Raw genomic sequence first — 23,495 nt, 5'->3', positions numbered from 1 at the left:
ACTTTCCAGCGGCTATGCCGGCGCCAGGCGTTCCCTGGCCGCCCTGGCGTCCCGCACCGGCGTGGTGCCGAACAGCCGCCCGTACTCGCGGGTAAACTGCGGCACGCTCTCATAGCCGACCGTGAACGCGGCACTGCTGGCCGAGGCGCCTTCGGCCAGCATCAGGCGGCGCGCCTCGATCAGCCGGAGCTGCTTCTGGAATTGCAGCGGCGACAGCGACGTCACCGCGCGGAAATGCTGGTGGAAGGAAGAAGGACTCATGCCCGCCACCTCCGCCAGCCGCTCGACCGGCAGCGTGCGGGCGAAATCCTTGCGCAGCAGTGCCACTGCGCGCGCCACGCGCTGCGCCGGCCCGTTCGGCCAGCCCAGGCGCCGCAGCGCGGCCCCGTGCCGCCCCGCCAGCAGCCAGTAATGCAGTTCGCGCACCAGCTGGGCATGCAGCACCGGCACGGCGGCCGGCCGGTCCAGCAGGCGCAGCAGCCGTAGCGCTGCATCCGCCACTTCGGCATCGGTGGTGTCGACACGTACCGGCGCATGGGTCTCCCCGGGAGCCGCGCCCATCTGCACGCCCAGTTCGGCGATCAGGGCCTGGTCCAGTTCCAGTACCAGCGACAGGTAGGGCGCCGCCAGGCTGGCCTGGGTGATCTGGCTGACGATCGGCACGTCGGCGGTGATCAGCAGCGATTCGCCGGCGCTGAAGTCCACCGATGTCGCCCCCATCGTCACGTTCTTGCTGCCCTGGACCACCAGGCAGACGATCGGCTTCGCGATCGCGTGCTGCAAGCCGCTGGGCGCGAATGCGCGCACGGTCATCAGGCCGGGAATGGCGGAGGTGCCGAGACCGCCGGCATCGGTGTGGATGTCGGCGTAGCGGCGCACGGCGTCGAGCAGGGTCGTCATGGTGCAAGCGTAACCCGAAAACCGGGCATGGCGCCGCCGTTTGGAGGATCAGGCAAAAACGCCGTGGTTTCGGGAAATTCCGGCCGGGCTCGCAGCCGCATCATGACGGCTCACCACCACGCATTCATCCAAGGAGCCCAGCATGACCACGATTTCCCTCGTTACCGGCGCCAGCCGCGGTCTCGGCCGCAACACCGCCCTCAGCATCGCCCGCAGTGGCGGCGATGTCATCCTGACTTACCAGAGCCGCGCCGAGGATGCGCAGGCGGTCGTGGCCGAGATCGAAGCGCTGGGCCGCAAGGCGCTGGCGTTCCGGCTCGACAGCGGCGACACCGCATCCTTTCCGGCCTTCGCGGAAACGCTGCAGGGGGCATTGCGCGACACGTGGCAGCGCGACACGTTCGACCACCTCGTCAACAATGCCGGCCACGGCGAATATGCGCCGCTGGCCGAAACGGCCGAAGCGCAGTTCGACCGACTGGTCGACGTGCATTTCAAGGGGGTGTTCTTCCTGGTGCAGGCGCTGCTGCCGCTGCTGGCCGACGGCGGCCGGATCGTCAACCTGTCGTCCGGGCTGACGCGCACCACCATCCCCGGCTATGCAGCGTATGCGGCGGCGAAGGGGGCGGTGGAAGTCATGACGCGCTACATGGCGAAGGAATTCGGCGGCCGCGGCATTACCGTCAACACGGTGGCGCCGGGCGCGATCGAAACCGATTTCGGCGGTGGCGCGGTGCGCGACAACCCCGACCTGAACCGCATGCTGGCGCAGATGACGGCGCTGGGCCGGGTCGGCGTGGCCGAAGACATCGGACCGATGATCGCCAGCCTGCTGTCGCCCGGCAACCGCTGGGTGACGGGCCAGCGCATCGAAGTGTCGGGTGGCCAGGCGCTGTAGGCATTCCCGTGGGACCTTGTCGCCAACAAAAAAAGGGGCCGAGCCGCACAACAGTACCCATGCCGTGGGACTATCGCTGTAGCACGACGGTATGGACCGTCACATGCACGCGGCATCGACCGCTTCCCGACCAGGAACCACGACATGAAACCAGTCCTGCCCGCCCTCCCCGCCCTGCTACTCGCATTCGTGCTGGCGGCACCCGCATGCACGAGTGCGCAATCCATCGACCCCGCGCGCCCCGGCACGGCGGTGCGCATCGACGCCCTTTTCACGCCGGACATCGGCGGCATCCGCCAGGCCATCGAGATCAAGACCGACGATGCCAGCAAGCCCGTGCTGCTGTTCCTGTCCGGCGGGCCGGGAAGCTCGATGATGAACAATTCGGATTCTTTCTCGAACATGCTGAAGAAGAAGTTCACGATCGTTCACTGGGACCAGCGGGACGCGGGCAGGACATTGAAACTGAATGCTTCGCCGAGCCAGCCCACGGTCGCGCAGATGGGCAGCGATACGCGGCAGGTCATCGAGTTCCTGCGGAAAAAGCTGAACAAGGAAAAAATCTACCTGCTGGGCAGTTCGTGGGGGAACGTGCTCGGCTTCCACATCGTCAGGCATCACCCTGAACTGATCCACGCATATTTTGCCGTGAATCCGGTCGTCAGCCAGCTGGCGAGCGAGAAGGAACTGCTGGCGGCGCTGAAGCGCCATTTCCAGGACGACCCAGTGGCGGCCGGCGAGCTGGCCAGCGTCAAGCTTCCGTTTGAAGATGACGACGACCTGTTTTTCCTGAGGAAATGGCTTTTCTACAAGGACGGCATGCGCCAGGCGACCAGCGAAGAATTCAGGACCGGTTTTCTGCAGTGGTCGAAAGCATGGTCGCCGGTGTGGCAGGAGGTGATGCGGATCGACTTGCCGAGGGAGTTGCCCAGGGCCGACTGCCCGGTGTATTTCTTCGTCGGTAAAAGCGATATCCAGACGTCCGCCGCCATCACCGGGCAATACTTCAGGCAACTGGAGGCGCCGAAGAAGGACCTGGTCCTGTTCGAACATTCCGGACACCAGATACACAAGGACGAGCCGGAAAAATTCCAGCACGCGATACTCGCCATCGCCGATGCGGGGCCAGGCGGTTGAGCCCGTGCTGCCGCGCTGTCGACCCGCGAGCGGGATGGCAGCGCGGTAAACGGAGACCGCCTTACAGGCTGGCGCGCAACGTCAGCGAGACATAGCGCGGATCGCCGTAGTAGTAGCTGATGCCGGTCGGCGCGAATTTCTTGTAGTACGTCTTGTCGAACAGGTTGTCCACGTTCAGCTGCACCGAATAGCGCTCGTTGAACTTGTAGCTCGCCATCGCGTTGAAGATCGAGTAGCCGCCCTGGCGCGCCGTCAGGCCGCCGGCGGTCACGTAGCTGCCATCCTGCGAGCGCACGCCGCCACCGACTGTCAGGCCGGCCAGCGCGCCATCGAAGCGATAGTTCGAGAACAGGTTCAGCTTGTGGCGCGGATCGATGCTGCGCAGCGGCAGGCCGGTGTTGGCGCTGCTGGTGTCGGTGATGTACTTGGTGCGGGTGTTGGTGTAGCCCGCCTGCACCTGCCAGCCCGGCAGGATCTCGCCGGCCACTTCCAGTTCCCACCCCTTGCTCTGCGTCTTGCCGCCGGCCACGCGGCAGAAGCCCGCGATGTAGTACGGCAGGCAGGGATTGATCGACGTGACATCCTCGACCGCCTTGCCTTCGTTGGTGATGTGGAAGATGCCGGCCGATGCCGTCAGCCTGCCGCCGAAGAAATCGCCCTTCACGCCGGCCTCGTAATCCTCGCCGCGGATCGGCTGCAGGATATTGCCACCTACATCCTTCACGTTTTGCGGGGTGAAGATTTCCGTGTAGCTCAGGTAGGCGTTCAGGTTCTGGTTGAAGTCGTATACCAGCCCGGCGAACGGCGTGGCTTCGCGCTCGATCTTGTAGTTGCTGGCCGGGGTGCGCGGCACCGCGTATTCCCACCACGACAGGCGGCCGCCGACCAGCAGCGTCAGCGGATCGGTGATGGACAGGCGGGCCGTGCCGAACACGCCCTTCTGGCGCGTGAAGTTCGGGTTGGCGCTGCCTGGCGTTGCCACGTCCCGCTCGGCGTAGGTGGTGTACGGGTCGAAGCTGCGGATGTCCACCACCTGCGGATACAGGTTGCCCTGGCCCCAGCTGTCGGTCGCCTCCGTGCGCAGCGCTTCGCCGCCCACGATCAGCTCGTGCTTGCGGCCGAACAGCGTGAACGGGCCGTTGGCCACCAGGTTGAAGACCTTCTGCGTGCTTTCCGAGCCGGTGTATTGCGCCGACGCCACGCTGAACAGGTATGGATTCGTGGTACCGGCGACGCGCGAGAAATACGACTGCTTGAAGCCGCCGTCCTTCAACGCCAGGTGCACCCAGGCGACGCTGGCCTTGGCCGTCCAGCCGTTGGCGAAGCGGTGCTCGATCTCGGCCTGGGCGATGTCGTTGTAGCGGTTCCAGCGGTTCCAGTCCACGCCCAGGTAGGTATCGCGTGGCAGGTACAGCGGCGAACCGTCGAAGTTGCCCGGCATGCCGCCCCAGGCGCCGGTGGCATCCAGGTCGGTGTGCTGCAGGCTGGCGGTGACCGTGGTGGCCGGCGCCAGGTCGTATTCCACCACGCCGTACAGCACTTCGCGTTTTTCCTGCTTGGCCTTCTGGAAGAATTCCTTCTCGTCCGCCACCACCACGGCGCGGGCGCGCAGCGAACCGGATGCATTCAGCGCACCGGAAATGTCACCCTCCACGCGATGGCGGTCCCAGCGGCCCACGGTGGCCGCGCCGGACAGCTGGAATTCCCGCGTCGGGCGCTTGCGCACCATGTTCACCGTGGCCGACGGGTTACCCGATCCACGCAGCATGCCCGAGGCGCCGCGCAGCACTTCCACGCGGTCCAGCACGGCCGTATCGGGCTGCACGAAGTGGGAACCGCTCTGGTTGATCGTGATGCCGTCGACCTGCAGCGCATCGATCTGGTAGCCGCGCGAGTGGTACGACACGCGTTCGCTGTCGGTGTAGTCGACCGACACGCCCGGCGTGTTCTGCAGCACGTCATGCAGGTCGAGCAGGTTGCGGTCGTCCAGCAGCTGGCGGGTGATCACGGTGACCGGCTGCGGGATATCGCGGATCGATTCGAAGCCCTTCATCACGCTGGCCTTGCGGGTGGCGAGCGAGCCGGTGTTTTCCGTGTTGTTGTCGGCGGTGCCGGTCACGGTGACCGTCTGCAGCGTGGTTTCCGCTGCCGGTGCTTCCGCGGCAGATACTTCGACGGCAGATGCGTCGGCCGCGTGCAGTGCCAGCGGATAGGCCAGCGACAGGCTTGCGCACAGCAGCGTCAACCGGGTGCCGCGCCTGCGGGACTGCGGGCGGAACGGGTGCGGGGCGGGACTGGCTGCGCGATCGGAAAACATTGACAACTCCTGGAGTGTGGACGTAATGAGAATACAAATGAGAATCAATCTCAATTATAAGTTGCATCCAGATAGTTTGTCGATGCCCCTTTCCGGTGATTGCGCGCTGAACGCGTTGCGATCGCGCGTTGTGTTCGCGCGTTGCCTGCCTGCTCGGCTTGCCGTCGGGAAGCGTGTCCTCCGGCGTTCACGACCGCTGCGCCGCCCCGATCGCGGATCGGGTAACTTGCACGGCTTCCGCATCCATTGAAAGGTGGTCAGCCATGAAGCAGGACACGTTACGCGTCGTCATTACCGGCGCATCGAGCGGCATCGGTGCCGCGACGGCAATCGCTTTCGCCAGGCAGGGCGCGCACCTCGTACTTGGCGCCCGCGGCAGGGAGGGACTGGAAGATATCGCCGGCCGTTGCCGGCAGGCGGGTGGACAGGCGACAGTGCAGGTGGTCGATGTCACCGACGCCGCCGCGGTCGCGGCGTTCGCGGCCGACGCGCGCGATACGCTGGGCGGCATCGACCTGTGGTTCAGCGATGTCGGCATCGGCGTCGTCGGCAAGTATCTCGATGTGCCGATCGCCGACCACCGCCACGTGGTCGAGACGAACCTCGTCAGCCACATGAACGAGGCGCATGCCGTGCTGCCGGTCTTCGTGGCCCAGGGCCGCGGCACCTGGGTCAACATGATCTCGCTGGGCGGCTACATGACGTCACCCTACGCGGCAGCCTATGCCGCCAGCAAGTTCGGCCTGCGCGGCTTCAGCGCGGCATTGCGCGGCGAAATGCGCGACCACCCGCACATCCACATCTGCGATGTCTATCCGACCTTCGTCGATACCCCGGCGGTCTACCACGCCGGGAACTACACGGGCGCCAGGCTGACGTATCCGCCCGGTGCGCTGGCACCCGAAAAGGTGGCCGACGCCGTGGTGAAACTGGCGCGGCATCCACGCGCCAGCACCGTGATCGGCATGCCGGCGACCATGCTGAAACTCGGCCAGTTCGCCAATCCGCTTGCCGCCACGCTGATGAACCGCTTCATGAACCGGTGGTCGAAGCGCGCCGAATCCGTGCCTGAAACCACCGGCACCATGTACACGCCACCGGCCGGCGCCAGCGGCATCCACGGCGGCCAGCGCCGGGCCGGCGGGCAGCGCAACACGGCGCTGGCGGTGGGCGCGGCGGTGGTCGGTGTCGCGATTGCCGCACGCCTGCTGAGCCGCCGCTGAACGGATACCCGGTCATGGACCAGGCCAGTGGTAGCTGCCTGTGCGGCAGCGTGCGCATCGTGGCGACCGGCCAGCCGTATCGGGTAGGGATCTGCCACTGCCTCGACTGCCGCAAGCACCATGGCGCGCTGTTCCACGCTTCGGCGATCTTTCCCCAGGATGCGGTAACGATCGAAGGCGAGACGCGCGACTACGCCGGCAGGTTTTTCTGTCCGCGTTGCGGGGCATCGGTGTTTTCGCGCAGCGCTGACGAAATCGAAGTCAGCCTCGGCGCGCTGGATGCGCCGGGCCAGTTCGCCCCCACGTACGAACTGTGGACGATTCGCCGCGAGCCCTGGCTGCCGGCGTTCCCGCTGGCGAAACGCTACGAGCGCGATCGGGACGGCGGCGGCCGCCAGGAAGGCTGACCGGTGCCGCTATACTGGCGGGCACCCACAGCCGCCCGCCAGCATGACGAACCGCAGTTCCCTGAGCATCCTCGTCGTCGAGGACCACCCGGCGATCGCCCGCCAGATCGTCGATTTCCTCGATGGCCTTCGATGGCAGACCGACCATGCCGCCACCGGTGCGCTGGCCATCGATCTCGCCACGCGCGAACCCTACGACGTGATCCTGCTGGACCTGAACCTGCCCGACATCGATGGCATCGAGGTGTGCCGGGCGATCAAGGCGCAGGCGCCGCGCAACGTGCCGGTGCTGATGCTGACCGCCCGCGATGCGTTCGAGGACAAGGCACGCGGCTTCCATGGCGGTGCCGACGACTACCTGACCAAACCGTTCGACCTGCGCGAACTGGCGCTGCGCTGCGAGGCGCTGGCGCGGCGCGGGCAGCTGCATGTCGACCGCGAACTGCGCGTAGGTCCGCTGACGCTTTTCCCCAGGGAGCGGCGTGCCCTCTGCAACGGCGCAACGGTCGCGCTGACGCAGGCCGGTTTCAGGATCCTGCTGATGCTGTGCGCCGCCCACCCGCGCGCCGTGGCGCGGTCGGCGCTGATGCACGAACTGTGGGGCGCGAACCCGCCGGACAGCGACGCTCTCAAGTCGCATATCTATGCGCTGCGCCGGCAACTGGAGCTGGCCGGCGTGCCGCACGGGATCGTGACCATTCCGCAGCTGGGCTACCGGCTGCAAACCGGTGTGGCGCGCGATGTTTAAGTCGATCCGGCATGGCCTGTTTGCCGCGCTGGCCGGCTTCGCGGTGCTGATCTGCGTCTGTTATACCGGGCTGGCGCTGGTCATCGCGTATGTGACGGAAGACATGCTGATCGACCGGCTGCTGCAACGGGAGGCGGCCGCCATCACGGCGCATTTCCAGGCGCGCGGCGAAGTGAAGACGCCGGGCCTGGATCTCATCAGCGTCCATCGCCGTTTCGATACGCTGCCGCCGGCCGTGCGTGCGCAGGCCGCCGGCAAGGCGCGCGCCGAAGTGTTTACGGACTCGGGCCGGCACTATCACGTGCGCGTGCTCGACCTGCACGCCGAAGGAAAAGCCCGCACGCGTGGCGCGCAGCGCATCTACCTGCTGGCAGATGTCGGCCCGCTGCTGGTGGTGGCAAAGCTGATCGGGGAAGTCGGCGGCGTGCTGCTCGGCGTCGCCCTCGGGCTGGTGGCGCTGGCGCTGCTGGTGGCCTGGCTGCTGGCCAGGCGGCTCGTCTCGCCGTTGCTGGTGCTGGCGCAGGAGGTACGCGCCGTGACGCCGGACGGCGCGGCCAGCTTCAGCGCCCGTCAGCGCCCGGACGAAATCGGCTACCTGGCGGAAAAGCTGGGCACCACGATCGCCGGACTGCATGCGGCCCTGGGTCGGGAGCACGCGTTCACGCGCGACGTCAGCCATGAATTGCGCACGCCGCTGACGGTGATGAACAACGTGCTGGGCCAGGCGTCCGCCCGCCCGCTCGACGCACCGGCTGTGACGCAGCTGCAGGCCAGCCTCGGCGAGATCCGCCACACCGTCGATGTGCTGTTCGCGCTGGCGCGCGCGGAGCATGTCGTCGAGGAGACGTTCGACCTGCGCGGCATCATCGAGGAAAGCCTGCTGCGGCTGGTGGACGACGGGGCCTGGAACGGTGCGGCGCTGGTGCTCGACCTGCCCGACCGGCTGGCAGTCACCGGCAATCGCCACCTGGCCAGGCTGCTCATCGATAACTGCCTGGGCAATGCCCGCTTCCACGGTGCGCCTGGCCTGCAGGTAGGGTGGCACGACGGGGTGCTGAGCATGACCAACACGGTCGACCCGGGCCGCACGGCCACGATGCAGGGTTTCCAGCATGGCCAGAACCTGCTGGCGCGGATCGCCGCGGCGATGCGGTGGCGGATCCGCTTCCATGCCGGTACCGCAAGCTACCGCGTGGCTATCGTGCCTGCTGGGCCAGTCCTGCCGCCGCCCGTGCGCTGAACGAGGGCTGTCAGAAACCGATCTTCAGGTTGGCCCTGGCGCCGGTGGCGTTGGTGGCCTTGCCGAACGTACTGGCCGCGTCGCCGTGCCTGCCGTATTGCGCGTCGATCGACGCCTTCTCGCTCAGCTTGTACTGGGCCCCTGCGCCCAGGTAGCGGCCCCGGTCGATCTCCTGCCTGCGCGCCGGCGTGGAGCCGGCGTGGCCGTCATCCAGCGCCATCTGATGGCCGGTCCGCGTCCTCACGCTGTGGGCAACGCCGACCTTGCCGAAGGCGCTCAGCCTGTCGGTCAGCGGCACTGTGTACTTGACGGCCAGGTGGCTGCTGAAATTATTGGTGTTCAGGCCGCCCGGTGCTTCGTCGGGGCCCGGTTCGATGCGATGGAAGCCGCGGTCCAGCAGGTAGACATAACCCGCCTCGATGGCCAGGTTCGGGAACAGTTCATAGCCGCCGACCAGGCGGGGATCGCGCTTGAAAAGCCCGTCGAACGCCTTGTCGTTGGGACTTGCCGCTTCGTTGCCGCCGTAGGCGCGCGGATAGGGCCGGTAAGCCTTGTCGAACAGTGCCTGCGTGGCCGACTGTCCTGGATTGGTGAACGTGCCCGGCGCCTGGTCCACGACCTGCGCGTGCGCGGAACCGGCAAGGAGGATTGCTGCTGCATGGGCCAACCGGTGCAATGTCATCGTTTCCTCCGTTGATTGTTCGTGGTCGTCGGCGGCAATGCTGTCACAGGCCTGGTTGAATGACAAGCACGGTAACAAGTCATCACAGACGCTATGCAGGATGCATTCCGCGAAAGGTGAACTCCGGCAGCATGCAGCGTCACGATGCCGCCTTCAGCCAGTCCCGTCCCTTGTCGTCGAGCGCGGCGTCGATCACTTCGGGCGGCAGGCTGTACACCGTGGCCCATGTGGCACGGCCATCGGCGGCATTGGAGGGGAAACTCGTGGTGTCGATCGGCCAGTGGTATTTGCGCTTCAGCGCGCGCACGATCGCGGCAAGCGTGACGCGGCCGCGCAGCGGTTCGGCGCCGGCCTGGTCGGCATTGGACAGGAGCACGGCCAGCACGGCGCCACGGGCGGTGCGGGGGCCGGGAAAGATGGGGTTTTTGCGGGGCATGGCGATATTCTAGCGGCAAGGCGGTGCCGAAGCGGGTCCGGCAACGGCGCGGCCGGGCGGTGCGGCTGGGCGGTACGGCTGGGCGGTGCAGCTGTATACTCGCGCCCATGGATATCAATCACATTATCGCCCAGCGCCTGCGCGAACTGCGCAGCGCGCGCGGCATGACCCTCGCGGTGCTGGCCGAACACAGCGGCGTGAGCCGGTCGAACATTTCACTGATCGAACGCGGTGAGAGCAGCGCCACCGCGACGGTGCTCGACAAGCTGGCCGCCGCCCTCGGCGTGCCGGTGGCATCGCTGTTCGAACGACCGGTCGACGCGACGTCGCCGATCGCGCGCGCCGATGAGCAGCCGGTCTGGACCGATCCCGGCTCGGGCTATGTTCGCCGCACCCTGTCGCCCACGGTGCCTTCGCTGATCCAGATGGTCGAGATCACCTTCCCGGCGGGCGCGCGGGTCGCCTATGAAACCTCGTCGCAGGACATCGACCGGCAGCTGTGGATGATCGAAGGGCAGATGGAAATCACCGTCGGCGACACCCGCTGGGATCTGGCCGCCGGCGACTGCCTTGTCATGCGCCTCGACGAACCGAGCACCTATCACAATCCTGGCGCCATCCCGGCGCGCTACCTGATCGCCCAGGTCATGCAGGCACCCATCGTTCCCCGCACCGTGGTGGAACGCCAATGACGAGCTAGCCCGCCAGCGCGCGGATCGCCGCCACCAGCGCATCGAGATCGTCGAGCGACGTATAGAGGTGCGGCGTCACCCGCACGCATTCCTCGCCGCCGATGCCGCGCACCACGGTGAAGATGCGGTGCTCATTCATCAGCCGTTCGGCCACCTCGCCTGCGGCGATGCCGGCGATGCCGAACGACGCCAGCGCGCCATGGCGGCATGCATCGCGTGGCGTGAACAGCCGCACACCCGGTATGCCGCGCACGCGGTCCATCCAGTAGCGGGCCAGGTAGCGCAGCCGTGCCTCCTTGTTGCGCGTGCCGATCGACGCATGGAAGCGCAGCGCATCCTCGATCGCCAGGATCGGCGCCGGCGGTACCGCGCTGAAGTGGCCGAGTTTCACGATGTCGCCCGGCGCATGCCCGACATCGCCGAACAGCGGAGCGATATCGGCGATGCGCTCCCTGGCGATGTAGAGCAGCCCGGTGCCGAGCGGTGCGCCGACCCACTTGTGCAGGTTGAACGCGGCGAACTGCACGCCCAGCCCGGGCACCGTGTAGTCGATGTGGGCCAGCGAGTGCGCCGCGTCGACGATGACGTCGATGCCGCGCCCGCGCGCCATCGCGGCGATCTTCGCCACCGGCATCAGCTGGCCGGTGCGGTGGACCACGTGGGTCAGCAGCAGGAGCCGGGTGCGCGGCGTGATCGCCCGCTCGTACAACGCCACGATCTGCTCGTCGCTGTCCGGATCGAGCGGCACGTCCACTGTCACCAGTTCCAGTGCCTTGCGCTCGCCGACCATGCCGAACGTGTCGATGACGCTGTCGTAATCGTGCCGCGCCAGCAGCACGGCATCGCCCGCCGCGAACGGATAGCCCTGGATCAGGATGTTCAGCGATTCCATCGCGTTGCGGGTGAGCAGCAGCTCGTCGCGTCCGACGCCGATGAACGCGGCCAGCGTTTCCATCACCCGCGCCAGCCGCTCGGGAAAACGCACGCGCAGGAAGTACGCATTCTCGCGGTCCACCTGGTCCTGGTAGCGGCGCAATGCGCGCTGCACAGGAATGGCCGGCATACCGAAATAGCCGTTTTCCAGGTTGATGAACGCATCCGATGGGGTGTACTGGCGGCGAATGGCGCTCCAGGACCATTCGTCGTCCGGGGCGATGCAGGCGGGATGACCGGTCAAGACGTGCTCCTGTGATATGGAAACAACAAAACTGGCGGTGTGCATAATCCAGTATACAAGATTAACCTGTCCGGTATACTGGAATTGCCAATGTGATTGGCGATGGCCAAACCAATTTTATAAGCCAGGAGCAAGGGATGAGCAACGAGGCCGCGGCGCAATGCCGGGAGGATGCCGCCGGAATACCAGTGCAGCAACAACGGGACGGGCAGGCACCGGACGCCCGCACATCGCCGGTGCCGCCGGCACCGCGTCGCACCATCGCCGGCGAAATCGTCCGGCTGCTGGCCGCCCTGGCGACCCGCTGAGCGAAGATCAGCTGCGCTTCAGTACAGGCTTCCCATCTGTACGGTACTTCTGACGCTGACGACACGGGTCCGTGTCACGTCGGCGCTGACGGTACCCTGGTAGCCGCTGCCGAAGTAACTATCCACGATCAGCCGCGGACCATTCGCGGAACTCAGTTCCACGTGCGAATCCGAAGTGGCGGACACATCGACCGACGTGGTGCCGCCGGCCGCGATATCGCCCACGGCGTACGAGCGGCCCGTGACGTGCACGACCGCCGAGCGCAGCGGCTCATTGCCGACGTTGACCAGCGTGACCGTGACATGTGCTGGATTCGGCCAGGCCAGCAAGGCAAGCAGCGCAAGTATCAGCACGCCAAGCGTCACCAGGCCAACGGCAGGCAGCAGCTTCACGGCCATCGCGGCGCGCACCGTCCGCGGCGCATCGGGCGCGTCCTGCAACGACCGGCTCATGTGCTTTCCTTGGCGACCGGCATGCCCTCGATCTTCCAGCGCAGCATGCCCCCGGCCAGGTTGGCCACCTGGCCGAATCCCGCCTTGGCCAGCAGCACGCATGCCTGCGCCGAACGCACGCCGGAGCGGCAGACGGCGACCACCGGGCGTTCCCTGTCCAGCTCCTCCAGGTGTTCCTTCAGTTGCGACAGCGGCACCAGCCGCGCATCGGGCAGGTGGCCCAGCTTGTCGATGAACTCCACCTCTTCGCGCACGTCGACGATCTGCGCCTTCGCGCCATGTTCGAGCAGTGCCATCGGCTCGATTTCCCATACGCCGGAAAAACGCAGGGTCAGCGGCGCCCAGTCGGGGGCTTCCGGCGGCAGCGCGCCGTCTTCCGGCTGGCCGCAGCGCAGGTTGGCGGGAACCGCCACCGCGATCAGTTTCGGATGCGGCAAATGCAGGTTGTCCATATGGCCGGTGAAATCGCCCACGTCCACTTCGCCGCCCAGGCGCGGGTTGAAGCGGCGCTCCTCGGCCACGCTGGTGACCGTGATGCCGCGATAGTCGTGCGCCGGATACAGCAGGCAGCTGTCGGGCAGCGACAGGATCTGCTCGCGCACGGACGTGAACAGCTGCCGCGCGCTGCCCTGCTGGAAGTCGGTGCGGCCGCAGCCGCGGATCAGCAGGCTGTCGCCCGTAAAGGCCATGCTCGCGTCGTCCAGCACATAGGTCAGGCAGCCGTTGGTATGGCCCGGCGTGGCCCGTACCTCCAGGTGGCGCGCACCGAACTCGATGCGGTCGCCGTGCCGCAGCGGGCGATCGACCAGGTCCGCGCCGGCCGCCGCGGCCAGCCCGATGCGGCTGCCGCAGCGCTGGTTCAGGCGCCACGCGCCGGTCACGTGGTCGGCATGCACGTGCGTGTCCAGCGTGGCCATCAGTTTCACGCCGAGTTCCTGCAGAAGCGCCAGGTCGCGCGGTACCTGTTCGTAGACGGGATCGATCAGCAGCGCCTGGCCGCCATCGGCGAGCAGGTACGTGTAGGTCGACGACGTAGGGTCGAATAACTGGCGGAAAATCATGTCGGGCTCCTGGCGAACGGCCGGCTTCGTGGACCGGCCCGATGGCATGCCAGGCGGGTTGCCTGGTCGTGCGCAGATAGGTTCGACCATTGTAAAGCCGGGGACCGGCCGTTCGGCCTTCTTCGGTGCCCGCGACCGGCGCGATGATCACGTCATCGTCGCGGTGTGTGGGTCCGGCAGGTGCTCGCCGGCCCGTGTTATCGATCCAGCCGCGCCACCGAGGCCCGCATCGTCACCGTCACGGGAAAGTCCCGCTCGACCGGCCGCTCCAGGCCATAGCACAGGTTGAGCAGCGCATTCAGGCCGTTCAGCGTCATCTGCTGCCACGGCATGCGCACCGACGTCAGGCGCGGCGCGGCATACTCGGCGCTCGGCGTGTCGTCATACGCCATGACGGACAGGTCTTGCGGCACGCGGATGCCCGCTTCCTGGAAATGCGACAGCGCGCCCACGGCCATCTCGTCATTGGCGCAGAACAGCGCGGTGGGCTTGCGGCCGGATGCCACCAGCTCGCGCGCCGCGGCCCAGCCGCTGGCGGGTGAAAAATCGCCTTCATGGCGCCACATCGCGGCGGTGTCGATGCCTGCCGCCGACAGCTCGGCGAGGAAACCGTCGATGCGCGCCACGCTGTCCTCCAGCACCATCGGACCGGTCAGCAGGGCGATGTCGCGGTGGCCGTTCTCCAGCAGCGTGCGCGCGGCCAGGCGCCCGCCCAGCGCGTGGTCGACGGTGAAGCACTGGTCCGGGATCGTCGCGAAACCATGGTTCAGCGCTACCAAGCGCGACAGGCGGCTGCCGGCCACCGCGAGATCGTCTTCGTTCAGCGCGCTGGTCATCACGACCAGGCCGTCGCAGCCGCGCTCGACGAGGAACTCGATACCCTCGAGCGCCTGGCGCCGCGCATCGCCGAGGCCCACGCCGAAGGCCACCACCATGTGCAGGCCGGCCGCGCGCAGCTCGGTATCGATGATCTGCAGGATCGGCGTGAAGAAGGTGCCGGACAGCGCCGGGATGTAGACGCCGATCATCTTCGACGAGCCGGACAGCAGCGCGCGCGCCGCATGCGATGGCCGGAAGTCCAGCTCCTCGATCGCCTTCCGCACCCGCTCCAGCGTGGCCGGCGACACCGGCCCGCTGCCGTTGATGGCACGCGACGCGGTGCCCAGGCCCACGCCCGCCAGTCGGGCGACGTCTTTGATGGTTGCCACTGATATTCCTGTTCCGCTGACAAAACATGACGAGCATACTGGAAGTGACTATTCCGCGCCAACCGCCGCGCGGCGGTCCGCATGCCTGCGCGCCAACCGGCGCGCGCCGGTCCGCACGCCTGCGCGCATCCCGCCGGGTGGCGGTCCGCACGCCTGCGCTCAGCGGGACTTCACGTACTTCATGATGTTCAGGAAGGTGTCGGTCCAGTACAGCTTGCGGTTGTCGGCCAGGTACTTCACCAGTTCCTCGTGCGCGGCGCTGGAATTGGCCAGGTGGTCGCCGCCGATGCCGTGGAACGTGAATGCGATCATCGTGCCCTTGTCGGCCGCTTCCTTCACCATCGCGATCAGCTGCTGCCCTGTGAGCCCCACGGGAGCCACCACCGGCACCAGGTAGGGATCGAGCGTGGCCATCGACGGTACGGCACCGCCGCCGGTGCCGGCCTTGATCGCCACGAATCCGGACTGCACCGCCGGCAGGTAATTCTGCCCGCCGGCCAGCACGTCGCCGCACGGCGCCGTGAAGGTGCGTTCGCGGCGGCCGTCGATCGCGTACAGCATCGTGTTGGCCAGCGTGACCTGGTCCTTCAGTTGCGCCACGCTGGCCGTGTCCAGGTCGCGGTGCGGCGCGACCCAGCCGCGCTCCGGCAGCGAGCGGCGGCACTGGTGGAACAGCGTGTGGTTGGCCAGCTCGTGGCCGCGTTGCGCGGCGGCGCGCCATTCGGGCAGGCGCTGGTCGATGGCCGGGCTGGAAAGCGTCAGGTAGAACGTGCCTTTCACGCCGTATTTGTCGAGTGCGGGAATCGCATGATCGAGCTGCGAATCGGCCGCATCGTCATAGGCCAGGCTGACGGCGGCTTTCGCGCCGTTCGGCCAATGGAACGGTTCGGCGGCAGCGGCGCCGCCCGACATGCCGGCCAGTGCCAGCAGGGGCCACAAGGTTTTCATCATCTCGAGTCCTGTATGTGACAAGAACGCAACGCATGCTGCAATACGCGTTGCAGTGCGAATTGCGCTGAGTAAGTGGAAACGTTACCATGCAACGACATTCATCTTTGCACGCGCCTGCCGCGCCGTCAATCGGGGGGAACCATGGCTGCTTTCCATCGACGTTCGAGCACCGCCCTGCTCGCGCTGCTGCTAGCCGCGCTGGCTGCCTGCGGCAGCGTAGCGGCGGAAGCGACCGAAGCGGCCGCCGGCGGCCGGCCCGCCGGCTGGCAGCTCGTGTGGGCCGACGAATTCGAGGTGGACGGCTTGCCCGACCCGGAAAAGTGGGCGTACGACACCGCGGCCAACCGCACCGGCTGGCATAACAGGGAACTGCAGTACTACACCAGCGCGCGCCGCGAAAACGCCGAAGTGAAGAACGGCCGCCTGGTGATCACCGCCCGCAAGGAAGCGCTGGCGTCGATGCCGGATTACGGCGGCCAGGCCTACACGTCGGCGCGGCTGGTCACGCGGGGCAAGGCCAGCTGGACGCAGGGCTTCATCGAAGTGCGCGCCAGGCTGCCGTGCGGGCCGGGCAGCTGGCCGGCGATCTGGATGCTGGGCACGGGCGGCAAGTGGCCGGCCGACGGCGAGATCGACATCATGGAACACGTGGGCCACAAGCCCGGCGAGATCCTCGGCAGCATCTACACGAATGCGCAGAACTGGCCGCGCGGCACCGGCAAGACCAGCAAGACGATGGTGCCCGACGCGTGCGACGCCTTCCACGACTACCAGCTCACGTGGACGAAGGACCGGATACGCGTGGGCGTCGATGGCCGCAACTACGCCGAACTGGCGAACCCGCAGGACGGCGACTACGACAAGTGGCCGTTCGACCGGCCGCAGTACCTGCTGCTGAACCTGGCGGTAGGCGGCGACCTCGGTGGCGCGGTGCGCGACGACAGCCTGCCGTGGCGCATGGAAGTCGAATACGTCCGCGTCTTCCAGCCTGCCCGATGAGTTTTTACAACAGTATCGTCCAACAATAAATCTGTTCCGATTGACAACGCGAAATCGCCAACCTACCATTGACCGGCCAAATATGGAAACGTTTCCATTTATCTTGTAAAGCAAGAACACCGTATCTCGTGAAGCGAGAACACCGAAGACCGGCTGCCCATCCGAGCCCGATAAAAACCGATTTGCAGAAAACCATAAGAACACAGGAGACCACATGCAATATCCGCAGACCAAACAGAAACTGATCGCGCTGGCCGTATCCGGCGCCTGCGCCACCGCCGCGCTGCCGGCATGGGCACAGGACGTCGCGCAAAGCCAGGGCGCCGACCTGTCGTCGTCGCAGCCGGTGCAGTCGGTGGTGGTGACCGGCATCCGCGCATCGATGCAGTCGTCGCTGAACCTGAAGCGCAATTCCGACGGCATCGTCGACGGCATCGTCGCAGAGGACATCGGCAAGTTCCCCGATACGAACCTGGCCGAATCGCTGCAGCGCATTTCCGGCGTGTCGATCGACCGCTCGATCGGCGAAGGCTCGAAGGTAACGGTGCGCGGCGTGGGTCCCGACTTCAACATGGTGCTGCTCAATGGCCGCCAGATGCCGACCTCGAACCTGGGCGACCTGAATGGCCGCGCCTTCGACTTCGCCAACCTCGCTTCCGAGGCGGTGTCGCAGCTGCAGGTCTATAAGACCAGCCGTGCCGAAACGCCGACCGGCGGCATCGGCGCGACGCTGAACGTGATGACGGCACGCCCGCTCGACCGCCCCGGCATGCAGGCCTCCGTTGGCGTAAAAGGTGTCTACGACAAGTCGTCGTCGAACCTGCCGGGCGACGTGAAATCGGGAGATCGCGTCACGCCGGAGGTGTCGGGCATCTACACCAACACGTGGAACGACAACATGTTCGGCATCGCCGTGACCGGCAGCTACCAGGAGCGCAACCTGGGCTACAACACGGCGTCGGTCTCCAGCGGCTGGAAGGGGCCTTACCTGGGCAGCTCCACCGCGGGCGGAACGATTCCCCAGCCCGGCGCGCCGGGTTCCCAGAACATCACCAACCGCCCCGGCCCGAACGACGTCTATTCGCTGCCGCAAAACCTGAACTACGCGTTCTCCGGCGTGCAGCGCGAACGCACCAACGGCCAGCTCACGTTCCAGTTCGCACCCCGCAAGGACCTGACCACCACGCTGGACTACACCTACTCGCAGAACAAGATCCACACGCGCCGCCAGGATCTGTCGGCCTGGTTCAACTTCGGTCCGTCCGCCTCGAACTGGACCGGCGGCCCCGCCGCCGGCCCGCTGTCGTACACCGAGTTCCTGCCGGCGGCCAACAGCGACATCGCGATGGGCGGTGCCGATTTCGCCACCGTCAGCGAAAACAAGTCGGTCGGCTTCAACGCCCTGTGGAAGGTCAACAGCGCCCTGCGGCTGGAGTTCGACGCGCACAGTTCCAGCGCCGAATCGCAGGCCGACAGCCCGTGGGGTTCGGACAACGTGATCGGCACGGCGTCGTTCAGCCGTGGCGACACCACGGCCGATTTCAGCCAGGACTTCCCGGTGCTGTCGATCCAGGGCGCCGACTTCACGCGTGCGCCGCAGCAGGTCACCGGTTCGGCGTTCCGCAACGGCTACATGCGCGGCGATATCGACCAGGTGCAATTCAAGGGCCGCCTGAAGGTGATGGAACGCTCCCAGCTGAACTTCGGCCTGTCCGCCACGGAAGTGAAGAACCGTTCCGCGTTCTCCACGATGCAGCGCGACACGTGGGGCGGCGCCACCAGCCCGGCCGACTACCCGAGCAGCGTATGGCACCCGGAAACCGTGCGCGGCTACTTCGACAAGATCGATGGTTCCGGCAATCCGAACCTGTTCAACAACTTCTACACGTTCAACTTCGGCGAAGTGCGCGACGTGGCGATCGCCGCATCCGGCCGGCCCGACCTGTATTCGCCGAAGACCACCTGGGACACGGACCAGCGTACCGAGGAAAAATCCAAGGCGCTGTACCTGCAGTTCAATACCGACTGGGATACCGCGCTGCCGATCCGCACGGCGATCGGCGTGCGCTACGAAAAGACGGACATCGTCTCGAGCGCGCTGGTACAAACCGCCACCGGCATCACCTGGGTATCGCAGAACGAATTCCCGGTGACATTCGGCGCCCCGGATTTCACCACGCTGAGCGGCAAATACAAGCACCTGCTGCCGAGCGTCGATACCGAAATCGAACTGCGCGACGACATGAAGCTGCGCGTGTCGTACGGCGAAACGATCGGCCGCCCCCGCTACGACCAGATCCAGGGCGGCACCGTGCTGAGCAACCTGGCGCGGGTCGATGGCGGCACCGGCACCTCGGGCAACCCGGGCCTGAAGCCGGTGGAATCGAAGAACCTGGACCTGTCCTATGAGTGGTACTACGGCACGCAGAACTTCTTCGCCCTCGGCTTCTTCAGAAAGAACTTGGACAACTACGCCGGCGTGTCGCAGGTCGATGCGACGCCGTTCAACCTGCACACGCCGGTCGGCGGCGCACTGTGGAACGAAGCGATGGCCAATGGCTGCGCGACGTCCGACACGACTTGTATCCGCAATTACATCTTCCGCACGCATCCGACCGCACCGGGCGTCGTGCGCGGCCCGGATGACGCATCGGGCAACGCTACCGGCGTGATCACGGGCCAGCCAGGCGATCCGGTGGCGAACTTCCGCATCACGTCCTTCTCGAACCAGAAGAAGGCGAGCCTGAAAGGTTTCGAGGTCAACGTGCAGCACATGTTCGGCAACAGCGGCTTCGGCGTCTCGGCCAACTACACCTACGTGGACTCGGGCCTGGGCTTCAACAACGCCAGTGCCGGCGAGCAGTTCGCGCTGGTGGGGCTGTCGGATTCGGCCAACCTGATCGGCATCTACGAGAACGACAAGTGGAATGTCCGCGCCGCGTACAACTGGCGTGACGACTTCCTCGCGTCCACCTTCGATGCGGCGGGGCCCAACCCGGTCTACACCGAGGCCTACGGGCAGTTCGACCTGTCGATCGGTTATGCGATCACGCCGAACCTGTCGATGCAGTTCGAAGGCATCAACCTGACCAACGAAACGACGCGCCAGCACGGCCGCAACGAGCGCATCCTGGTCAACGCCACGCAGGCTGGGCCGCGCTACATGTTGGGTCTGCGCTACAAGTTTTGACGATCGTTTTCATACTATGAGAGGGGAGCGGCTCCGCAGGTGGCGGAGCCGCTCCCGTTTTTTCTCATTTGCCACGGCGAGGGTTAGTTTTTCGGTTAGACTAATTGCCACTTTGTCGTTCCTTGGCAGTTTCTTTCGTATTCGGGTTCCTCATGTCCAGCATGGTCCATCACGTGGTCATCGTCGGCGGCGGTTCCGCCGGCTGGCTGACCGCCGGCGTCATCGCGGCCGATCATCCGTCGCTCTCCGTCACGCTGATCGAGTCGCCGGACGTGGCACCGATCGGTGTCGGCGAAGGTACCTGGCCGTCGATGCGCGATACGCTGCACCGCATCGGCGTGTCGGAATCGGCATTCTTCCGCGAGTGCGACGCCGCATTCAAGCAGGGTTCCCGCTTCAACGGCTGGCGCAACGGCGGCGGCGCCGAGGATTATTATTTCCACCCGTTCGTGCTGCCGCAGGGTTTCGGCGAGGCCGACCTGGTGGATCGCTGGCAGCGCGATTTCCCGAACGTGCCGTTCGCTGACCTGGTGAGCTTCCAGCCGCATCTGTGCGTGCAGGGACGCGCGCCGAAGCAGCCGGCCACGCCGGAATTCGCCGCGGTGGCCAATTATGGCTATCACCTCGATGCCGGCAAGTTCGGCGTCTTCCTGCGCAAGCACTGCCTGGAAAAGCTGGGCGTGCGCTATGTGCCGGACCACGTCACGGCCGTCAACAGCCGCGAGAACGGCGACATCGCCTCGCTGCAGACGAAGGAACACGGCGCGCTCGAAGGCGACCTGTTCGTCGATTGCACCGGCATGCAGTCGCTGCTGCTGGGCCGCCACTACGGCGTGCCGCTGCTGCGCCGCAAGGACGTGCTGTTCAACGACAGCGCGCTGGCCGTGCAGGTGCCGTACGAGCGCGAGGACAGCCCGATCGCCTCGCAGACCACGTCCACCGCGCAGCGTGCCGGCTGGATCTGGGATATCGGCCTGCCGACCCGGCGCGGCATCGGCCACGTGTATGCGAGTTCGCACATCACCGATGAGCAGGCCGAGGCGGATTTGCGTGCCTACGTCGGCGTGGACATGCCCTCGCCCCGCAAGCTGACGTTCGAGCCCGGCTACCGCGAGCAGTTCTGGCACCGCAACGTGGTCGCCATCGGCCTGTCCGCCGGCTTCATCGAACCGCTGGAAGCTTCGGCACTGGCGCTGGTGGAAATGTCGGCGGCGATGGTCAGCGACGACCTGCCGGCCACGCGCGACGCGATGGACATCGTGGCGCGCCGCTTCAACGACGCCTTCACGTATCGCTGGGAGCGCGTCATTGAATTCCTCAAGCTGCACTACGTGCTCAGCGGCCGGACCGATTCCGACTACTGGCATGACAACCGCCGCTCCGAAACGATTCCCGCGCGGCTGCGCGAGCTGCTGGTGCTGTGGCGCCACCGGCCGCCATCGCGGCTGGACTTCAACCGTATCGAGGAAGTCTTCCCGTCCGCCAGCTGGCAGTACGTGCTGTACGGGATGGACTTCAAGCCCGACCGCGAACGCATCACGCGTCGCGAATCCGATGGCAACCGCGCCGGCGATGCCGACGGCTACTTCCGCGAAGCCGCCGAGCTCACGCGCAAGATGCTGCGCGCGCTGCCATCGAACCGCGAAATGATCGACCATATCCGCCTTCACGGGCTGCAGAAAATTTAGATTCAATCGGAAATAGATGTGATTTTTGGAAGCCAAAACACATTTATTTCCGATCAAATACTAGAACAGACGAGACAAGCATGACGAACCACGTATTACTGAACAACGTCCAGCACAAGGACCTGAAGGTCATCACCCGCCACGGCCACGGCTTCGGCGACGAGCTGATGTACGCTGCCACCTTCCCCGCCGAATTCCGCACGCTGCAGGCGCATTATCCGATCGTGTTCCGCAAGGCCGAGGATGGCCGCAGCTTCGAGCCGATCGTGCTGTTCGGCTTCCAGGCCGGCGAGAACCTGTTCCTGAAGGCCGATGGCTGGGACGCGCCGGAAATCCCGCTGATGATCGAGCGCCAGCCGTTCCTGATCGGCCGCAACGGCGACGAGATGCTGGTGCACGTGGATCTCGACAGCCCCCGCGTCTCCCGCACCGAAGGCGAGGCGGCGTTCCTGCCGCATGGCGGCATCACCGAATACCTGGAACGCATCAACTCGATCCTGTTCACGATCCATGAAGGCTTGCAGAGCAACGTAGGCTTCGTCGAAGCGCTGCTCAAGCATGAGCTGCTGGAATCGTTCGTGTTCGACATCGAACTGGACGACGGCTCGCAGAACCGCCTCGCCGGCTTCTACACGATCCACGAAGAGCGCCTGCACGCGCTCGATACGGAAGCCATCGGCGCGCTGCACCGGGCCGGCTACCTGCAGCCGATCCACATGGTACTGGCATCGCTGTCGCAATTCCGTGCGTTGATCGACCGGAAGAACCGGAAGCATGCTGCCGGTCGCTGAACTGCGCGGCCTGACGCCGCGCGACCTGAACGACCGGATCCTGACGTCCACGCAGCCGCTGCTGCTGCGCGGCCTGGTGGCGCACTGGCCGATGGTGCAGGCCGCACTGGCGTCGCAGGAAGCGGCGTCCACCTACCTGAAGCGTTTTTATTCGGGCGCTCCGGTGGTGGCGATGCTCGGCCTGCCGGACATCGGCGGCCGCTTCTTCTACAACGACGATATTTCCGGCTTCAATTTCCGGCCCGTGCATGCGCCGCTGGGCGGCGTGCTCGATGAGCTGGAGGCGCACCGCAACGACGAGCGGCCGCCGTCAATCTACGTGGGCTCGACCACGATCGACGCGTTCCTGCCGGGTTTCCGCGCCGACAACGACGTCGACCTGGGCGCCGGCCGCGAACCGCTGGCCTCGATCTGGATCGGCAACCGCACGCGCATCGCCGCGCATTACGACGCGCCGGACAACCTGGCCTGCGTGACCGCGGGCCGGCGCCGCTTCACGCTGTTCCCGCCCGAGCAGCTGCCGAACCTGTACGTGGGGCCGCTGGACTTCACGCCGGCCGGGCAGGCGATCAGCCTGGTCGACCTGCACGCGCCCGACTTCGCGCGATTCCCGCGCTTTGCCGAGGCGCTGGAGCACGCCCAGGTGGCCGAGATGGAACCGGGCGATGCGCTGTTCATTCCCAGCATGTGGTGGCACCACGTCGAGGCGCTGGAAGCGTTCAATGTGCTGGTGAATTACTGGTGGCGCCAGTCGCCCGACCATGTCGATACGGGGACCAGCGCGCTGATGCACGCGATCATGACGATCCGCGACCTGCCGCCCGCGCAGCGCAAGGCATGGGAAGGCCTGTTCCGCCATTACGTGTTCGAGCAGGATGGCGAGACGGCCGCCCATATTCCACCGGCGGCGCAGCGCATGCTGGCGCCGATGACCGAGGACATGACGCGCGCGCTGCGCGCCCAGCTGCTGAAGCGGTTGAATCGCTGAG

The 23,495-nt window shown here is 66.2% G+C and carries 22 protein-coding genes; 13 read left to right on the top strand and 9 right to left on the bottom strand.

The genetic code is table 11. The annotated features are described in order from the left end of the window. Positions 1-12 precede the first annotated feature (12 nt). Positions 13-900 (bottom strand): AraC family transcriptional regulator, encoded by an 888-nt coding sequence (locus tag ACY34H_RS00255; protein WP_464975482.1) that lies wholly within the window; start codon positions 898-900, stop codon positions 13-15. Positions 901-1,042: 142 nt separating this feature from the next. On the opposite strand from ACY34H_RS00255, the gene ACY34H_RS00250 reads away from it, so the two are divergent. Then, positions 1,043-1,798: an SDR family NAD(P)-dependent oxidoreductase gene (locus tag ACY34H_RS00250; protein ID WP_464975481.1), complete on the top strand. Its 756-nt coding sequence runs from the start codon at positions 1,043-1,045 to the stop codon at positions 1,796-1,798. Between the two features lie 144 nt (positions 1,799-1,942). Further along, on the top strand, positions 1,943-2,935 hold the full coding sequence (locus tag ACY34H_RS00245) for an alpha/beta fold hydrolase (RefSeq protein WP_464975480.1): 993 nt from the start codon (positions 1,943-1,945) through the stop codon (positions 2,933-2,935). 61 nt (positions 2,936-2,996) lie between these two features. Here ACY34H_RS00245 and ACY34H_RS00240 read toward each other — a convergent pair whose 3' ends face one another. Continuing rightward, positions 2,997-5,252 carry a TonB-dependent siderophore receptor gene (locus ACY34H_RS00240; RefSeq protein ID WP_464975479.1) on the bottom strand — a complete coding sequence of 752 codons (2,256 nt, stop codon included), beginning with the start codon at positions 5,250-5,252 and terminating at the stop codon, positions 2,997-2,999. Between the two features lie 263 nt (positions 5,253-5,515). On the opposite strand from ACY34H_RS00240, the gene ACY34H_RS00235 reads away from it, so the two are divergent. The 4 genes from ACY34H_RS00235 to ACY34H_RS00220 are packed head-to-tail and all read left to right on the top strand — an operon-like array spanning position 5,516 to position 8,870. After that, positions 5,516-6,475 (top strand): SDR family oxidoreductase, encoded by a 960-nt coding sequence (locus ACY34H_RS00235; protein ID WP_464975478.1) that lies wholly within the window; start codon positions 5,516-5,518, stop codon positions 6,473-6,475. Positions 6,476-6,489: 14 nt separating this feature from the next. After that, positions 6,490-6,882, top strand: coding sequence for a GFA family protein (locus tag ACY34H_RS00230; RefSeq protein WP_464975477.1), 393 nt, complete (start codon positions 6,490-6,492; stop codon positions 6,880-6,882). A gap of 43 nt (positions 6,883-6,925) precedes the next feature. Continuing rightward, a complete protein-coding gene (locus tag ACY34H_RS00225; RefSeq protein WP_464975476.1) occupies positions 6,926-7,630 on the top strand; it encodes a response regulator transcription factor in 705 nt (234 codons plus the stop codon). Next, a complete protein-coding gene (locus ACY34H_RS00220) occupies positions 7,623-8,870 on the top strand; it encodes a sensor histidine kinase (RefSeq protein ID WP_464975475.1) in 1,248 nt (415 codons plus the stop codon). The genes ACY34H_RS00225 and ACY34H_RS00220 overlap by 8 nt, the downstream gene beginning before the upstream one ends. A 10-nt stretch (positions 8,871-8,880) precedes the next feature. On the opposite strand, the gene ACY34H_RS00215 is transcribed toward ACY34H_RS00220, so the two are convergent. Beyond that, positions 8,881-9,552, bottom strand: coding sequence for an outer membrane beta-barrel protein (locus ACY34H_RS00215; RefSeq protein WP_464975474.1), 672 nt, complete (start codon positions 9,550-9,552; stop codon positions 8,881-8,883). Positions 9,553-9,691: 139 nt separating this feature from the next. Beyond that, a complete protein-coding gene (locus tag ACY34H_RS00210) occupies positions 9,692-9,988 on the bottom strand; it encodes a hypothetical protein (RefSeq protein ID WP_464975473.1) in 297 nt (98 codons plus the stop codon). A gap of 107 nt (positions 9,989-10,095) precedes the next feature. Here ACY34H_RS00210 and ACY34H_RS00205 point away from each other — a divergent pair, with 107 nt between their 5' ends. Continuing rightward, the gene (locus ACY34H_RS00205) at positions 10,096-10,680 is read left to right on the top strand and encodes a helix-turn-helix domain-containing protein (protein WP_464975472.1); all 585 of its coding nucleotides are present in this window, start codon (positions 10,096-10,098) and stop codon (positions 10,678-10,680) included. Positions 10,681-10,684: 4 nt separating this feature from the next. Here the strand turns inward: ACY34H_RS00205 and ACY34H_RS00200 are convergent, their stop codons facing one another. Further along, a complete protein-coding gene (locus tag ACY34H_RS00200) occupies positions 10,685-11,857 on the bottom strand; it encodes an aminotransferase class V-fold PLP-dependent enzyme (protein WP_464975471.1) in 1,173 nt (390 codons plus the stop codon). A gap of 137 nt (positions 11,858-11,994) precedes the next feature. Between ACY34H_RS00200 and ACY34H_RS00195 the strand changes: the two genes are divergently transcribed. Beyond that, positions 11,995-12,165: a hypothetical protein gene (locus ACY34H_RS00195; protein ID WP_464975470.1), complete on the top strand. Its 171-nt coding sequence runs from the start codon at positions 11,995-11,997 to the stop codon at positions 12,163-12,165. 18 nt (positions 12,166-12,183) lie between these two features. On the opposite strand, the gene ACY34H_RS00190 is transcribed toward ACY34H_RS00195, so the two are convergent. From ACY34H_RS00190 to ACY34H_RS00175, 4 genes are all read right to left on the bottom strand, one after another. Then, on the bottom strand, positions 12,184-12,618 hold the full coding sequence (locus tag ACY34H_RS00190) for a hypothetical protein (protein WP_464975469.1): 435 nt from the start codon (positions 12,616-12,618) through the stop codon (positions 12,184-12,186). Continuing rightward, positions 12,615-13,679: an MBL fold metallo-hydrolase gene (locus ACY34H_RS00185; RefSeq protein WP_464975468.1), complete on the bottom strand. Its 1,065-nt coding sequence runs from the start codon at positions 13,677-13,679 to the stop codon at positions 12,615-12,617. Before ACY34H_RS00185 ends, ACY34H_RS00190 begins: the two co-directional genes overlap by 4 nt. Before the next feature lie 197 nt (positions 13,680-13,876). Continuing rightward, complete coding sequence (locus ACY34H_RS00180) at positions 13,877-14,887, bottom strand: LacI family DNA-binding transcriptional regulator (RefSeq protein WP_464975467.1); 1,011 nt, start codon at positions 14,885-14,887, stop codon at positions 13,877-13,879. Positions 14,888-15,046: 159 nt separating this feature from the next. Further along, positions 15,047-15,838 (bottom strand): polysaccharide deacetylase family protein, encoded by a 792-nt coding sequence (locus ACY34H_RS00175; RefSeq protein WP_464975466.1) that lies wholly within the window; start codon positions 15,836-15,838, stop codon positions 15,047-15,049. Between the two features lie 141 nt (positions 15,839-15,979). On the opposite strand from ACY34H_RS00175, the gene ACY34H_RS00170 reads away from it, so the two are divergent. From ACY34H_RS00170 to ACY34H_RS00150, 5 genes are all read left to right on the top strand, one after another. Continuing rightward, the gene (locus ACY34H_RS00170; protein WP_464975465.1) at positions 15,980-16,837 is read left to right on the top strand and encodes a glycoside hydrolase family 16 protein; all 858 of its coding nucleotides are present in this window, start codon (positions 15,980-15,982) and stop codon (positions 16,835-16,837) included. A 214-nt stretch (positions 16,838-17,051) separates the two neighbouring features. Then, on the top strand, positions 17,052-20,027 hold the full coding sequence (locus ACY34H_RS00165) for a TonB-dependent receptor (RefSeq protein ID WP_464975464.1): 2,976 nt from the start codon (positions 17,052-17,054) through the stop codon (positions 20,025-20,027). 152 nt (positions 20,028-20,179) lie between these two features. Beyond that, positions 20,180-21,715, top strand: coding sequence for a tryptophan halogenase family protein (locus tag ACY34H_RS00160; RefSeq protein WP_464975463.1), 1,536 nt, complete (start codon positions 20,180-20,182; stop codon positions 21,713-21,715). A gap of 80 nt (positions 21,716-21,795) precedes the next feature. Beyond that, entirely contained in the window at positions 21,796-22,506 is a 711-nt protein-coding gene (locus tag ACY34H_RS00155; RefSeq protein WP_464975462.1) for a SapC family protein, read from the top strand. After that, the gene (locus ACY34H_RS00150; RefSeq protein ID WP_464975461.1) at positions 22,490-23,494 is read left to right on the top strand and encodes a cupin-like domain-containing protein; all 1,005 of its coding nucleotides are present in this window, start codon (positions 22,490-22,492) and stop codon (positions 23,492-23,494) included. The genes ACY34H_RS00155 and ACY34H_RS00150 overlap by 17 nt, the downstream gene beginning before the upstream one ends. Position 23,495 lies beyond the last annotated feature (1 nt).

Source organism: Pseudoduganella sp. jia 9, from assembly GCF_055502615.1.
This window is presented reverse-complemented; position numbering and strand designations above follow the sequence as displayed.

Excerpts from the sequence above, each read along its gene's own strand:
- ACY34H_RS00150 (WP_464975461.1), top strand. The coding sequence starts at position 22,490 with ATGCTGCCGGTCGCTGAACTGCGCGGCCTGACGCCGCGCGACCTGAAC.
- ACY34H_RS00225 (WP_464975476.1), top strand. The coding sequence starts at position 6,926 with ATGACGAACCGCAGTTCCCTGAGCATCCTCGTCGTCGAGGACCACCCG.
- ACY34H_RS00215 (WP_464975474.1), bottom strand. The coding sequence starts at position 9,552 with ATGACATTGCACCGGTTGGCCCATGCAGCAGCAATCCTCCTTGCCGGT.
- ACY34H_RS00255 (WP_464975482.1), bottom strand. The coding sequence starts at position 900 with ATGACGACCCTGCTCGACGCCGTGCGCCGCTACGCCGACATCCACACC.
- ACY34H_RS00220 (WP_464975475.1), top strand. The coding sequence starts at position 7,623 with ATGTTTAAGTCGATCCGGCATGGCCTGTTTGCCGCGCTGGCCGGCTTC.
- ACY34H_RS00160 (WP_464975463.1), top strand. The coding sequence starts at position 20,180 with ATGTCCAGCATGGTCCATCACGTGGTCATCGTCGGCGGCGGTTCCGCC.
- ACY34H_RS00155 (WP_464975462.1), top strand. The coding sequence starts at position 21,796 with ATGACGAACCACGTATTACTGAACAACGTCCAGCACAAGGACCTGAAG.
- ACY34H_RS00250 (WP_464975481.1), top strand. The coding sequence starts at position 1,043 with ATGACCACGATTTCCCTCGTTACCGGCGCCAGCCGCGGTCTCGGCCGC.
- ACY34H_RS00175 (WP_464975466.1), bottom strand. The coding sequence starts at position 15,838 with ATGATGAAAACCTTGTGGCCCCTGCTGGCACTGGCCGGCATGTCGGGC.
- ACY34H_RS00170 (WP_464975465.1), top strand. The coding sequence starts at position 15,980 with ATGGCTGCTTTCCATCGACGTTCGAGCACCGCCCTGCTCGCGCTGCTG.
- ACY34H_RS00245 (WP_464975480.1), top strand. The coding sequence starts at position 1,943 with ATGAAACCAGTCCTGCCCGCCCTCCCCGCCCTGCTACTCGCATTCGTG.
- ACY34H_RS00205 (WP_464975472.1), top strand. The coding sequence starts at position 10,096 with ATGGATATCAATCACATTATCGCCCAGCGCCTGCGCGAACTGCGCAGC.
- ACY34H_RS00165 (WP_464975464.1), top strand. The coding sequence starts at position 17,052 with ATGCAATATCCGCAGACCAAACAGAAACTGATCGCGCTGGCCGTATCC.
- ACY34H_RS00235 (WP_464975478.1), top strand. The coding sequence starts at position 5,516 with ATGAAGCAGGACACGTTACGCGTCGTCATTACCGGCGCATCGAGCGGC.
- ACY34H_RS00190 (WP_464975469.1), bottom strand. The coding sequence starts at position 12,618 with ATGAGCCGGTCGTTGCAGGACGCGCCCGATGCGCCGCGGACGGTGCGC.
- ACY34H_RS00240 (WP_464975479.1), bottom strand. The coding sequence starts at position 5,252 with ATGTTTTCCGATCGCGCAGCCAGTCCCGCCCCGCACCCGTTCCGCCCG.
- ACY34H_RS00185 (WP_464975468.1), bottom strand. The coding sequence starts at position 13,679 with ATGATTTTCCGCCAGTTATTCGACCCTACGTCGTCGACCTACACGTAC.
- ACY34H_RS00210 (WP_464975473.1), bottom strand. The coding sequence starts at position 9,988 with ATGCCCCGCAAAAACCCCATCTTTCCCGGCCCCCGCACCGCCCGTGGC.
- ACY34H_RS00230 (WP_464975477.1), top strand. The coding sequence starts at position 6,490 with ATGGACCAGGCCAGTGGTAGCTGCCTGTGCGGCAGCGTGCGCATCGTG.
- ACY34H_RS00195 (WP_464975470.1), top strand. The coding sequence starts at position 11,995 with ATGAGCAACGAGGCCGCGGCGCAATGCCGGGAGGATGCCGCCGGAATA.